Source organism: Occallatibacter gabretensis (genome assembly GCF_001449115.1).
Classification (GTDB): Bacteria; Acidobacteriota; Terriglobia; order Terriglobales; family Acidobacteriaceae; genus Telmatobacter; species Telmatobacter gabretensis.
The window spans coordinates 79562-91272 of record NZ_LAIJ01000002.1; the positions used below are offsets into that span (position 1 = coordinate 79562).

12 protein-coding genes are annotated in these 11711 nt (G+C 56.8%); 5 read left to right on the forward strand and 7 right to left on the reverse strand.

Features of this window, described 5'->3' with window-relative positions; genetic code table 11:
- Positions 1-12: 12 nt before the first annotated feature.
- The gene (locus VO84_RS02135) at positions 13-369 is read right to left on the reverse strand and encodes a hypothetical protein (protein ID WP_058185644.1); all 357 of its coding nucleotides are present in this window, start codon (positions 367-369) and stop codon (positions 13-15) included.
- A 264-nt stretch (positions 370-633) separates the two neighbouring features.
- Here VO84_RS02135 and VO84_RS02140 point away from each other — a divergent pair, with 264 nt between their 5' ends.
- From VO84_RS02140 to VO84_RS02150, 3 genes are read left to right on the forward strand one after another with little or no spacing between them, the layout of a single operon-like run.
- Positions 634-1041 carry a GntR family transcriptional regulator gene (locus VO84_RS02140; protein WP_058185920.1) on the forward strand — a complete coding sequence of 136 codons (408 nt, stop codon included), beginning with the start codon at positions 634-636 and terminating at the stop codon, positions 1039-1041.
- Positions 1038-1934 (forward strand): ABC transporter ATP-binding protein, encoded by an 897-nt coding sequence (locus VO84_RS02145; protein ID WP_058185645.1) that lies wholly within the window; start codon positions 1038-1040, stop codon positions 1932-1934. Before VO84_RS02140 ends, VO84_RS02145 begins: the two co-directional genes overlap by 4 nt.
- Before the next feature lie 8 nt (positions 1935-1942).
- Positions 1943-2605 (forward strand): ABC-2 transporter permease, encoded by a 663-nt coding sequence (locus VO84_RS02150; protein ID WP_197413863.1) that lies wholly within the window; start codon positions 1943-1945, stop codon positions 2603-2605.
- A 17-nt stretch (positions 2606-2622) separates the two neighbouring features.
- Here the strand turns inward: VO84_RS02150 and VO84_RS02155 are convergent, their stop codons facing one another.
- From VO84_RS02155 to VO84_RS02170, 4 genes are all read right to left on the reverse strand, one after another.
- Positions 2623-4641 carry an amidohydrolase family protein gene (locus VO84_RS02155; protein ID WP_058185647.1) on the reverse strand — a complete coding sequence of 673 codons (2019 nt, stop codon included), beginning with the start codon at positions 4639-4641 and terminating at the stop codon, positions 2623-2625.
- Positions 4642-4724: 83 nt separating this feature from the next.
- A complete protein-coding gene (locus VO84_RS02160; protein WP_058185648.1) occupies positions 4725-5270 on the reverse strand; it encodes a hypothetical protein in 546 nt (181 codons plus the stop codon).
- A 127-nt stretch (positions 5271-5397) separates the two neighbouring features.
- Entirely contained in the window at positions 5398-5850 is a 453-nt protein-coding gene (locus VO84_RS02165) for a hypothetical protein (protein ID WP_157439680.1), read from the reverse strand.
- A 197-nt stretch (positions 5851-6047) separates the two neighbouring features.
- Positions 6048-7346 (reverse strand): tetratricopeptide repeat protein, encoded by a 1299-nt coding sequence (locus tag VO84_RS02170; protein ID WP_058185650.1) that lies wholly within the window; start codon positions 7344-7346, stop codon positions 6048-6050.
- Between the two features lie 323 nt (positions 7347-7669).
- On the opposite strand from VO84_RS02170, the gene VO84_RS22705 reads away from it, so the two are divergent.
- Complete coding sequence (locus VO84_RS22705) at positions 7670-7954, forward strand: hypothetical protein (protein ID WP_058185651.1); 285 nt, start codon at positions 7670-7672, stop codon at positions 7952-7954.
- Positions 7955-8120: 166 nt separating this feature from the next.
- Entirely contained in the window at positions 8121-11024 is a 2904-nt protein-coding gene (uvrA, locus tag VO84_RS02180) for an excinuclease ABC subunit UvrA (protein WP_058185652.1), read from the forward strand.
- A 7-nt stretch (positions 11025-11031) separates the two neighbouring features.
- Here uvrA and VO84_RS02185 read toward each other — a convergent pair whose 3' ends face one another.
- Both VO84_RS02185 and VO84_RS02190 read right to left on the reverse strand, forming a co-directional pair.
- Positions 11032-11409, reverse strand: a complete 378-nt coding sequence (locus VO84_RS02185; protein ID WP_157439682.1) for a type II toxin-antitoxin system VapC family toxin — start codon at positions 11407-11409, stop codon at positions 11032-11034.
- 9 nt (positions 11410-11418) lie between these two features.
- On the reverse strand, positions 11419-11694 hold the full coding sequence (locus VO84_RS02190) for a type II toxin-antitoxin system Phd/YefM family antitoxin (protein WP_058185654.1): 276 nt from the start codon (positions 11692-11694) through the stop codon (positions 11419-11421).
- Positions 11695-11711 lie beyond the last annotated feature (17 nt).

Consider the following 11711-nt stretch of genomic DNA (forward strand, 5'->3'; position numbering starts at 1 on the left):
TGCGAGCAACTGCTAGTTCATCTGGGCCGAGAACCGGGCCAGGTTGAGAAATTTTCTGAGGCTCTTGTAGCTGATGAACCCCTGGATAGCCGCGTAGACGATGCAGTTGACGTAATCCGCGATTTCGCGGCCGTCAAGGTCAGGAATTGCCTGCATAAAAGCCTGGGTTCCTGCTGTAAGGATCAGACGCTGATTGAGATTTTGCGCGGCGAGCTGAATGCACTCCGGGCTATTGTATTTGCCACGAAGAAGCGCGGCAAGCTGGCGGCGCGCCTCAATCTGCATGGCCAGATCGCGGGCCTGGCAGCAGCGTCGAAGAGATGGGTTGGGGTGCGAATGCGCGCAGGTTGTGGTTGAGTCCGCGTTCATAGACGTGCCTCCGAGCCAGCGTGGAATGCCGGCTGAGTGAAAGTAGTTTGTACGGATATTTATAGTGTGGCATAAAAGGCGGTAATTATACGCAAAGTGGACGAAGTTTTTAGCGCTTTAGAATGAGCAAGTTAGAAAATAGTTTTCGAAAAGGGGCTTGACAAGAAATTGAAGAGTGCGGGATTGAGGGGTTCTGATGGCAGACGGTTTGCTGCCAGAGGAGCTTGACTAGTTGTACTAGCTGTGTATACTCAGTATATTGACATGCACAGTGACTTGCTTATCTCGCAATCGGATGGTCGGCCGCTATACCTGCAGATCATGGAGCAGATCAAGCAGAGAATCGCCGTCGGGGATTGGGCCCGAGGGCAAGAGATCCCCTCGATTCGCCAGCTCGCCGTATCCCTTCAAGTCAGCGTGATTACGGTCAAGCGGGCTTACCTGGAGCTTGAACGCGAAGGTGTCATAGCCACGCAGCACGGGAAGGGGTCGATCGTAGCGTCCGATCCCGCCTTGAGTTCGAGGCTCTATGACGAGGAGCTGGCGGAGCATCTTGACCACGTTGCGAGGCTCGGGGAACTACTTGGGCTTAGTAAGAATGAGCTCGCGTCTCGCTTACACGAGGCGACAGTCCGCTTTGCCGAGCGCAGGACGATGAAGGAGACGTTATGAAAGATCTGACAGTTCATTTCGAGGGAGTGAGCAAGCGGTATCCTCACTTTGATCTCGACAGTATCGATCTTGAATTGCCCACGGGCAGCATCATGGGATTCATCGGCGCAAACGGCGCAGGCAAATCCACGACGATTCGCATCCTCATGGGATTGGTTCATCAGGATAAAGGCCAAGTGAATGTGCTGGGCCATTCCATGCCTGCCGATCAAGCTGCTGCGAAGTTCGATATCGGCTTCGTATCGGAAGATATGCGGCTTTATGGTGCAGCGACTCTGCGATGGCACATGGAGTTCGTGCGCTCTATCTATCCGCTATGGGACCAACTCTACGCGGAGAAATTGTTGCACCGGTTTGATCTGAAGCCACAACAAAAGATAAAGGGGCTTTCACACGGCCAGCGAGTAAAGGCGGCATTGCTACTCGCCCTGGCGCGGCGTCCGCGTCTTCTGGTGCTGGATGAACCGACTACGGGCCTTGATCCTGTGGCGCGTCATGAGGTTCTGGGGGAGCTTATGGCTGTGTTGGCAGACGAAGAGAGGACCATCCTTTTCTCATCGCACAACACGCAGGACGTAGAGCAGATCTCTGATCAGATCACCTTCATCGACCGGGGGAAGATTCTCGACTCGTACGACAAGGAGACGTTTCTTGATCGTTGGCGCCGACTTCGTCTGGTTCTGCCGGAGAGCATCGCGCTGCCGCATCTGCCGGGTGTGATCGATGTGGGGGGCAGCAGCAGGCTTCCGGTTCTGACTACCAATCGCTTTGAACCTGCCATGCTCTCGGTCTGCCAGGACCTGGGCGCGACGGTGCAGGCAGTGGACAGCATGACTCTGGAAGAAATCTTTGTGACCAGCGTTCAGTACCGAAGGGAGACTCTGGCGGTATGAATTACTCCATGATCAGGCGCCTTATTTTGAAAGACTGGTATCTCCAGCGATGGATAATCGCTGCCTCTGTGCTCGGCGGAATTGTCGCTCTCGGTATTGTTTGCCTGGGAGGACAAGCCGCTTTCATGGTTGGCCTTATCCTGCTCCTCACCGCGCTCATTGCTGTAGGCGCGCAACTGGCTATCGCGACCATGGTGAACGAGCGCAAAGAGCAGACGCTCTCCTTCGTTATGAGCTTGCCCATCTCCTACGCCGATTACACTAGTGCGAAGATACTGGGCACCGTTCTCATCTTCATGGTCCCGTGGATGCTGCTTGTGCTTGGTACTCTCGCGTTGTTTGCCGTGCCGCACGGAATACCGCATGGATTACTTCCGTTCACTGCCATCATGGCGATAGAAATTCTGGTGAATACATGCCTTATGATCGCCGTCGCGCTGGTGACGGAATCACAAGGATGGACTGTCGCGGCGATCATGGTAGGCAATATTGCCATCAATCTCGTTGGCTACTATGTTGCGCATCTTCCAGGCATCGCCAAAGGAATGGGAGGCTCCTCTGTCATGTGGAGCTCGACCGCGTCTACAGCGCTGCTGATCGAGTTCGCAACGATTGCCGCGCTACTTTGCCTTACATTCTTCTTTCAATCGAGGAAGAGAGATTTTCTATGAGCGCTGGCGGAGTTGCTTTATTTCGCGGGTGAGATTGCGATTGCCGCGTATAGCTTTGCGGAGTCGTAGATCAGGCCTCCCTTGAATACCAAGCGGCAGCGTCGCACGTCGCTGATGTTTTTGCCGGGATCGCCTTCCACCAGTACGAGGTCTGCAATCTTTCCTGCTTCGATGGAGCCCAGCTCCTGCTGCTTGCGTAAGACCGTCGCTGCGACCCAGGTTGCATTCCTGAGCGCCTTCAGTGGCGGAATTCCGGTTTGTACTTCGAGCTCAAGCTCCCTGTGCAGCATGACCCCGGCCAAGTCATCGGTTCCCGCAAGAATCGGTACTCCGGCGTCATAGAGCTGCCTGGTCATCTGCAGCATTGCTACCCATGATTTCTGATACTTCTCGTCATTTGCTGCGGTGACGGGCAGCCCGCCGGTGTATGCGCCGCGCTGTACCTGTGGAGGCAGCCGGTCCAGAATGGGAGCGTAGGTGGGCGCCAGGTGTCCGGGCCGTGCCGTGAACATGTCCTCGAAGGTGGCCAGCGTTACATCGACCGTGGTGTGATGCCTGACGAGCAAGGCGATGAAATCTTTGACTTCCTGTGATTGGAGATCGATGCCGTTGGCATACTCGCCCGCTCCGATGAACCGCTGCGTGCTGCGCGTGTCCGGCACCTTGTCTGTGAGGAAATTCAACATGATGAAGTTGATGTGCTGAATTTCGTCCGCGCCTTCTTCCACGAACTGCCGTGCCGTCATGCCACTCGGCACGTGGCCGCTTACTCGCATGCCACGCGCGTGGGAGAGCCAGATGGCCTCCGGCACCAGCTTTGGATCAAATGAGCTGTAGAGTTTGGTCTGCACGTACCCGAGATCCGCGTACCGATTGACGGCGGCGTTTGCTTCGGCCTGAGTTGCCGCGAAGATTCCGGTCGGCGCCTGATATGGTCCGGGTGAATCGATCAGACCCGCTTTCGAGATGCGTGGACCGATGCCGGTCCCGTTCCGCCACTGCTCATCCATCTGCGCCAGCGTTTCGATGCTGTTGCCCATATCGCGTACCGATGTCACGCCGCTGGCAATGTGCAGAATTCCGTCAAGGCCGCCTGCTACATGCACGTGCATATCGAAGAGCCCCGGAAGCAGGGTTTTGCCGCGTCCGTCGATCCGGTCCGCGTCCGCGGGAACTTTGGCTTTGTCTGCGGCTCCAACGGTGCTGATGCGGTCACCGGCTATCACTACGGTCTGGTCTTCGAGCATGGCAGCATGTTCCGCATCGAATAAGCGCACGTGCTCGATTGCGACGGGGTGCTCGGGATGCTGTGTCAACTGTTGAGCCAGACGTTGATAGCGTTCCTGGTCCGCTTTTGCCTGCAACTGATAAAGCTGATCGTTGGTTGTCTCCCAGCCTTCGCGCAGGATCGCGAACCATGGACCGGGTTCTGCGAAGAACTGCAGATGATCGTCCATCCAGATTGTTGAGGGTTCCAGGGAGAAGCCTGAGATTGCGTACTCGGTTACATGCATCGCGGCGCCGTCTGCCTTATGCACTGTGGTTTCCTGCATCTTATCGAGGTGAGCGACGCCTGACGGGTATAGTGGAACTCCCGCTGCACCTGAGCGCGACAACAGCCGGATCAACAGAGTCTGTTCCGCCTGTGGGGTTTGGATACCGCTGTAAAACCGGCCTTCCGGAGCTTCTCCTTCTTCCGATGTGCTTTTCCAGTGCGCCTTGCCGCTTGTCACCGAGAAGTGCTCGTCTACCGGCGCCTTGAGATAGTCGACTCCCGTCACGTCTACACTGACCGGCATGCCACTTGCATTCAAAGCCCAGTGCGCTGTTACTTTCGGGCCACGCCCGCGGTCGTTGAACTCGAATGTGCTGTCCACCTGGCCGTCCACATGAAATGTGTCTACCTCCGCGCCGGACTTTGTGTTGTTGGACATGACGGTGTAGCGCAGCGTTTCCGGCACGTCTGTCTGTTGGGCATGCGCCTGAGAAACAGCAATCCATGTGGCAATGAGGAGTACACAACCGGATCGAATCATGCTCGCCAAGCTACCATAACCACCGTGGAAACACACTCGATATTTATTGCCGCGCTGTGATCGATCGTTGGCAGACGGAGTCGTTATTGCTGCGGAGGCTGCGGGTCTTTCGGTTCGGCGCGTTGCTGATTTTTCTCATCCTTGTGGGTGAGGAAGTAGGTATTTTGCTCGCTGAGCAGGCGGTTGGCTTGGTCGGCAAGATCTTCGCCGCTTTCGATGGCTTCTTTACGAGCAACGTCGAAGGCTGGTTCGCCGGGCAGTGACTTGAGGATGGTGACCCATTTCGGGCAATCCTCATTGAGCAGCTTGAGGGCTTCTCGCAGATCGGCTTTGCGGTCGCCGTACTGATCGAGATTGGAGCCGAGTTCGTCCATGAGAGCGGTGAAGTCCTGCAGCTCGTCATCGACTCGTTTGACGCGGTCGCGGGATTTGCCGCGGTTGATGAGGCTCTTGATGGTATCGGCGTGTTCGTTGGCGTATTTGGTGTAGAGAGCTACGCGGAGGTTGGGGTCGACACCAGCCTCGCGAATGGCCTCAATCTGGGTTTCGGTCAGAGGCTCGCGCTTCTCTTTTTGCGCGACTGCGGGGATGGCGAGAAGGGCGAGTAGAAAGATAGCAAGAGGGCGCACGGGAGTTTTCTCCGATGCGGACATTATGACAAAGACGGGGACCAAGGGACCAGCGACATAGGGAGTAGAAATGCAAAGACCACGCTTTCGCGCGGCCTTTGCATCGCTGACCTCTGGCCATTCATTCTTATTTCTTGAAGACGGCGAGCATGGTTTCGGTCTGCGCGGCGTTGAGCTGGATAAGAGTTTCGGCCATCAGGGGCCGGTCGTCAGAGCCGGCAGAGTGGATGAGCTCATTGAGGCGGAAGGCGGTATGGCGGAGGAGGATCTGGGCATCCTTGAGCTTTTTGTCGTCATTGGTGAGGGCGGTATGGAGCTTGTGGGTAATCTCCTGGGCGCGCTTGAGAAGGCTTGTTGATTGCTCGAACTCTCCAATGGAGTATTGGTGGGCGCTGAACTCGATCATTTCATGTACGAGCTGAGCGTAAAGGAAGCACTGTTCGCGCGGAGAGGCTTGCGCGGCGCGGGCTTCAAGCGCGGAAATACTTTGCTGATCGATGGGCTTGTCGTCCAGTGAAGCGGCGAGAGCCGGGAGCGAACAGCAGCAAAAGAGAACTACAACAGCCGGGAAAGTACGCATAACGACCTCCGTGCTGACGACCGTGGCATGAAGCAATTGGATCTTCCGAACGCCAGGAAGGCAAACGTTCAGAAAGCGTCCTTGGGCCGGAACTATAGGCCATTTTTTGAGTGAACGCAATAGGTTGCGCAAAGAATGACAATTCTGTGATAACCGGCAATGCCTCTGCCGCCAGTGTTTCCTTCATCGAGCGCCTGTTACTTCTTATTGAGCGCAATCAACCGCTGGCGGGCTTGCCATTCCTGATCCGGGAATTTTCCCTGCGCCGCATCCAGAAAGTGATGGTAGTAGGCGGCTGCGGAAGCCCGGTCGTGCAATGCATCGTAGGATGTGGCCCAGAGGAAATAGGTTGACGCGGATTCGGGAAGAAATTGCGAGCGCACGGTGAGAGCGTGGATAGCCTCAGAGGGGCGATTGGTTTTGGAGGCTGCGAAGGCGAGGCCGCTCCAGGCGTCAGGATTGGCGGGCGCGGCGTCTGTGGCCTGCTTAAAGACCTGGTAGGCGTCGGCGAAGTGCATGAGGCGGATAAGATTCTGGCCATGGCCGATGAGCAGCTCAGGATCGTGTGGGCTGGCGGCCAGGAGCGCTACGTAGAGTTGGTCGGAGGCGGCGGCGTCCCCGGCTTCAGCGCGAATTTCGGCGAGCATGCGGGTGATGGAGGCGTCCGCGGGGTGATCTGTATGAAGCTTTTCAAGAACTGGGAGAGCTTCGCCTTTATCCTGCGCGGCGAGGACGAGAGCCAGTTGCGCGGTGAGCGCGGGGTCGTTGGGAGTGGACGCGAGTGCGGAGCGGAGAACGGTTTCGGCCTCAGGATAATTCTTCTTCACGATGAGAATGTGGGCGAGGCCGGCTGCTACGGCGGTCGACTTGGGATCTTTTGCGAGAAGGGTGCGGTAGGCTTTTTCCGCTGCGTCCCATTCGCCGGCTGAGCTGGCGAGCTCCGCTGCGAGGAGGGTGTCTTCAGGAGTTTCAGGAGTTAGTTTGAGTGCTTCGATGAGATCGTTCGATGCGGCGGCGGGATCGGATTCGCGATCCACCTGTGCGAGGGCGCGCCAGGCGCGGGCACGAAGGGATGGACCGTTCTCTCCGGCATTGAGTTGCGTGGCGGCCTGAAGTTCTGTGCGCGCTTCATCGAGCTTGTTCTGGCGCGCGAGTAGAAGACCGAGCGAGAGATGCGCTTCAAGCATTGAATTATCGGCAGCGATGGCGCGGCGATAGAAGGCGGCCGCATCGTCTGCGTGATTCTGCGCGTCTGCGGCGTAGCCGGCATCGAAGAGTGCGCGCGTGTCTGAGGGATTGGCGGAGAGATATGCGTTGAGCTTGTCGCTTGCAGCCTTCCAGTTGGATTGCGCGAGAAGAGCTTCGGCTTCCTGAAGTTGCGGGGAAGATGTGTTTGAGGGAGCGGATGCCGGTGCGACCTGTTGCTGGGCGAGGACAGAGAGGGGGAGCGCGGTAGAAGCAGAAAGACAAACAAACAGAGAGACAGAACGAAGCACGAAGAACCTCAAATATTAGTTTAAAGGCCGAAAGTTGTATGAAAGTTGGACGGCGCTGGGGGCTGTACGGCGAGCGCCGCGGCTTGGCTGACTACAAAAAGATAATCAAAAGATGGTTACCCCATGAAACGGATGAGCCGCAAAGCACACCATCAATAGTAGTTGCGCGAAATGTCGCGAAAGTGTACACGGTAAAGCCCTGAAAAAGCAAGCAACTACGGCCATACCACGAGCATCTCTTTCTATATAGGCAGCCACCCTGGGGTGTACGATTTGCGGCTGCTTCTAATCTCAATTTAACCAGCCAAGCCTTAGGTGAGCCGATGCTTTCACTCATTCTGAACAAAAGACAAGACGAGTACGAAGCGACTCCATGTACGGAGCCCGCACATTTTCTTCTGACTTCCGCATATCTTTGCCCTGACTGCAACAGTGTGGGCAACAGCGCAATGCAATGTCCCGCATGCGCCTCGACTGTGCTGCTGAACCTGTCTACCGTACTCGACCGCAAGGTAGAGACGGTGGTGGAAGAGATTGAGCGCGAGTACGAGTACGAATTTATTCCCGCTTCGATCCGGATGCGCCAACTGCAAGAAGTGGCCGCATAAAGCCAACGCGATGCGGCCGCGAGAAGCCGTACGAGGATGCGCCGAGCTAATGCTTGGCGCATTTCTCTTTTTTAGCGTTCGTATAATAAGAATGGGCAGCTACACGCTTAATCGCGTAAGCGTGACAGTGTGAGTGCCGACTTTTTGATCTGCCGGTGTCTTTTCGTTGACGAATCCAAATGAAGCGATCGTGATCCGCGGTGCGCGGACGCATAATCTGAAGAACATCTCCTGCGATATACCGCACGGTAAGCTGACGGTGATTAGCGGCGTGTCGGGCTCTGGGAAGTCGTCCCTTGCCTTCGATACGATCTATGCCGAGGGGCAGCGGCGGTACGTGGAATCGCTCTCGTCGTATGCGCGGCAGTTTCTGGAGCGCATTGAAAAGCCTGATGTGGATGAGATTGACGGGCTTGCGCCGGCGATTGCGATCAAGCAAAAAAATACGACACGGAATCCGCGGTCGACGGTTGCGACGGCGACGGAGATCTACGACTATCTACGGCTGTTATATGCGCGTTGCGGCACGGTGCATTGCGTACATTGCGATGGCCTGGTGCGACGCGACAACGTAGATGAGATGGCCGACGCGGTGATGGCGCTGGGCGAGGGAACGCGGCTGCACGCGCTATTTCCCGTGAAGACAATTTCGATTGAGAGTGCGGCTGAGAAGCCGGTGAAGAAGACGCGCGCAACTGCGAAGACATCAGCGAAAACTGTGGACACAGATGGGCCTTTGACGGAAGCTTTGAAGGCACGGCTGACTGAGCTGCGCGGTGGAGGCTTTGGCCGGCTGTATCAGCAGGGGCGCATCTTTGAATTTTCAACGCCAGAGAGTTTGCTGGAGGTTGACTTTACGCTGCCGGTGTTTGTGCTGGTTGATCGTATTGTCGTCGATGACGAAAACCGCGCGCGGATTGTGGATGCGGCGGAGACTGCGTATCGCGAGGCGGAGGAAGTCATCTTCGAAGTAGTTCCACGCGAAGAAGATGCAGAGCGGAAACACTATCGTTACTCATCGGCGTTTGAGTGCGTGGACTGCCACCGGCCGGGACGCGAGCCAGAGCCAAGACTGTTCAGCTTTAACAATCCTTTTGGCGCGTGCCCGCGATGCCAGGGATTTGGGAACACGGTTGACTTCGATCTGAACCTAATTATTCCGGACAAGACGCTGAGCTTGAGTGATGGCGCGATTGATCCGTGGAACCGGCCGAAGTACAGGCCACATTTTACCGACCTGAAGAAGCAGGCGGCGGGGTTGGGCGTGCCGATGGATGTGCCGTGGCGCGAGATGAGCAACGAGGCGCGCGAGACTATTCTGCACGGCAAGGGAAGTTTTACGGGCGTGTATGGATTTTTCCGCGAGATGGAGAAGAAGAAGTACAAGCTCCATGTGCGCGTGATGCTGAGCAAATATCGCGGGTATGCGGAGTGCCCGGAGTGCAGAGGCCAGCGCTTGCGGGCGGAGGCGCGCGCGGTGCGGCTGAATGGTATGAACATTTGCCAGGCGGCGGCGCTGACGATTGCGAAAGCGAATGATTTTTTTGCAGGGCTGAAGCTCACGCCGATGCAGGCGGAGATTGCGGGAAGCATCCTGGAAGAAGTTCGACAGAGGCTTACGTTTCTGGATGCCGTGGGCCTTGAGTATCTGACGCTGGACAGATTGGCTTCCACACTTTCCGGTGGCGAGGCGCAGAGGATTCAGCTGGCGACTTCATTGGGTTCTCAGCTGGTGGGTGCTCTGTATGTGCTGGATGAGCCTTCAATTGGGCTGCATACACGCGATACGGAAAGACTGATTTCGATTTTGAAGAAACTGCGCGACCTGGGAAACACGATTGTGGTGGTGGAGCATGATCCGGATGTGCTGCGGGCTGCGGACCACTTGTTGGACCTGGGGCCGGGCGCGGGTGAGTTTGGCGGCAAGCTGCTGGCGGAAGGCGTGCTGGCGGAGATTGAAGCGAATCCGCAGTCACTGACGGGGCGGTATTTGTCGGGGCAGATTTCGATTCCAGTGCCGACGCGGCGCAGAGAGCCGGGGCGCGAGAAGCTGGTGCTGCGCGGAGCGATTGCGAACAATCTGCAGAATGTCGACGTAGAGATTCCGCTGGGGATGCTGGTGGCGATTACGGGTGTTTCGGGGTCGGGGAAATCGACGCTGGTGCACCATGTGCTGTATCGCGCGATTGCGCGGGCGCTGGGGCAGACGGATTCAGTGGACCCGACGGGGACTTTCAAGTCATTGACTGGCGTGGAGCGGCTGAACGATGTGGTGCTGGTGGACCAGACACCGATTGGAAGGACGCCGCGGTCGAATCCGGTGACGTACATCAAGGGGTTCGATTTGGTTCGCGAGCTGTTTGCGTCCCAGCCGGAGGCGAAGCGCAAAGGGTTGTCGCCGGGACATTTCTCGTTTAACGTGCCGGGCGGGCGATGCAATGTCTGCGAGGGCGATGGCACGGTGACGGTGGAGATGCAGTTCCTTGCGGATGTGGAACTGCCGTGCGAGGAGTGCCGAGGAACGCGTTACCAGCAGCGGATTCTGGAGGTTCAGTACAAGGGCAAGAACATTCACGAAGTGCTGCAGATGACGGTGAAGGAAGCGCTGCGGTTCTTTGTAGGGCAAACGCGGCTGCTCGAAAAGCTGGCTGTGCTGGACGAAGTAGGACTAGGCTACTTACGGCTGGGGCAGAGCGCGACAACGCTTTCAGGCGGCGAGGCGCAGAGGGTGAAGCTGGCCTCGCACCTGGCGCAAGCGCGAAACGCGAATGCCAACGTAAGGCCATCGCAGGCGAGCAGGGTGCTCTACATTCTGGATGAGCCGACGACGGGGTTGCATTTCGATGACGTGTCGAAGCTGCTGACGGCGTTTAAGAAGCTGATCGATGGCGGCGGTTCGCTGGTGGTGATTGAGCACAATCTGGATGTGATCAAGTCTGCTGATTGGGTGATTGATATGGGGCCTGAGGGCGGCGATGGCGGCGGCAAGGTGGTGGCTGTGGGCACGCCGGAGGAGATTGCGGCGAATCTGCACTCGCATACGGGGAAGTGGCTGGCCCGGGTGCTGTGAACTGGCTCTAGACGCAGAGGACCAGGTTGCTGTAGGGCTTGAGCTTGGTGTCGGCCGTGAGGAGGTTGAATTGTTCAGTTATTGCCTGGGCAATCAGAAGCCGGTCAAAGGGGTCCTTGTGATGCAGATGCAATTCAACGACCCGTCTGGCATGTGCGAATGTGATCGGTAGAGCGTGAAGATCCTTTGTCTCTATCTGCTCAAGGACGTGATCCACTTTTGCATCCATCTTTCCGATGCTGGTTTTGATGGCGATCTCCCAGATGGATGCCGAGGATACGTATAACCCCTCTGCATCTGCCAGGAGATCGCGCGCGGGCCCTGATAAGCGCTCGATTTCGTAGAGCCACCAATAGAGAATGTTCGTGTCTAGCAGAATGTGCATTCCATCCACTCAGTACATCCCCTCAAATTCAGCGAGAATCTCTGGTGGAAGTGGATTGTCGAAGTCGTCAGCGATCCATCCTTGTCCTTGAAGAGCTCCCATTCCGCGAGCTTTCAGGCGCTCTTCACGTTCTTCAGGACTGAAAAGCTTCTTGGTCTCTTGCAAGGTCGTGATGCGGGCGACGGGTTTGCCATTGCGGGCGATGATAATGTCGGTGCCGGAGGCGGCTTTGTCCACGAGTTTGGAGAACTGTGTCTTGGCCTCATAGATATTCACGGTAGGCATGACTCATCCTTTTAATT

Bases quoted from the DNA above. Each gene is read 5' to 3' on its own strand.
- VO84_RS02145 (WP_058185645.1), top strand. From the start codon at position 1,038: ATGAAAGATCTGACAGTTCATTTCGAGGGAGTGAGCAAGCGGTATCCT.
- VO84_RS02140 (WP_058185920.1), top strand. From the start codon at position 634: ATGCACAGTGACTTGCTTATCTCGCAATCGGATGGTCGGCCGCTATAC.
- VO84_RS02150 (WP_197413863.1), top strand. From the start codon at position 1,943: ATGATCAGGCGCCTTATTTTGAAAGACTGGTATCTCCAGCGATGGATA.
- VO84_RS02185 (WP_157439682.1), bottom strand. From the start codon at position 11,409: ATGCACATTCTGCTAGACACGAACATTCTCTATTGGTGGCTCTACGAA.
- VO84_RS02135 (WP_058185644.1), bottom strand. From the start codon at position 369: ATGAACGCGGACTCAACCACAACCTGCGCGCATTCGCACCCCAACCCA.
- VO84_RS02155 (WP_058185647.1), bottom strand. From the start codon at position 4,641: ATGATTCGATCCGGTTGTGTACTCCTCATTGCCACATGGATTGCTGTT.
- VO84_RS02190 (WP_058185654.1), bottom strand. From the start codon at position 11,694: ATGCCTACCGTGAATATCTATGAGGCCAAGACACAGTTCTCCAAACTC.
- VO84_RS22705 (WP_058185651.1), top strand. From the start codon at position 7,670: ATGCTTTCACTCATTCTGAACAAAAGACAAGACGAGTACGAAGCGACT.
- VO84_RS02165 (WP_157439680.1), bottom strand. From the start codon at position 5,850: ATGCGTACTTTCCCGGCTGTTGTAGTTCTCTTTTGCTGCTGTTCGCTC.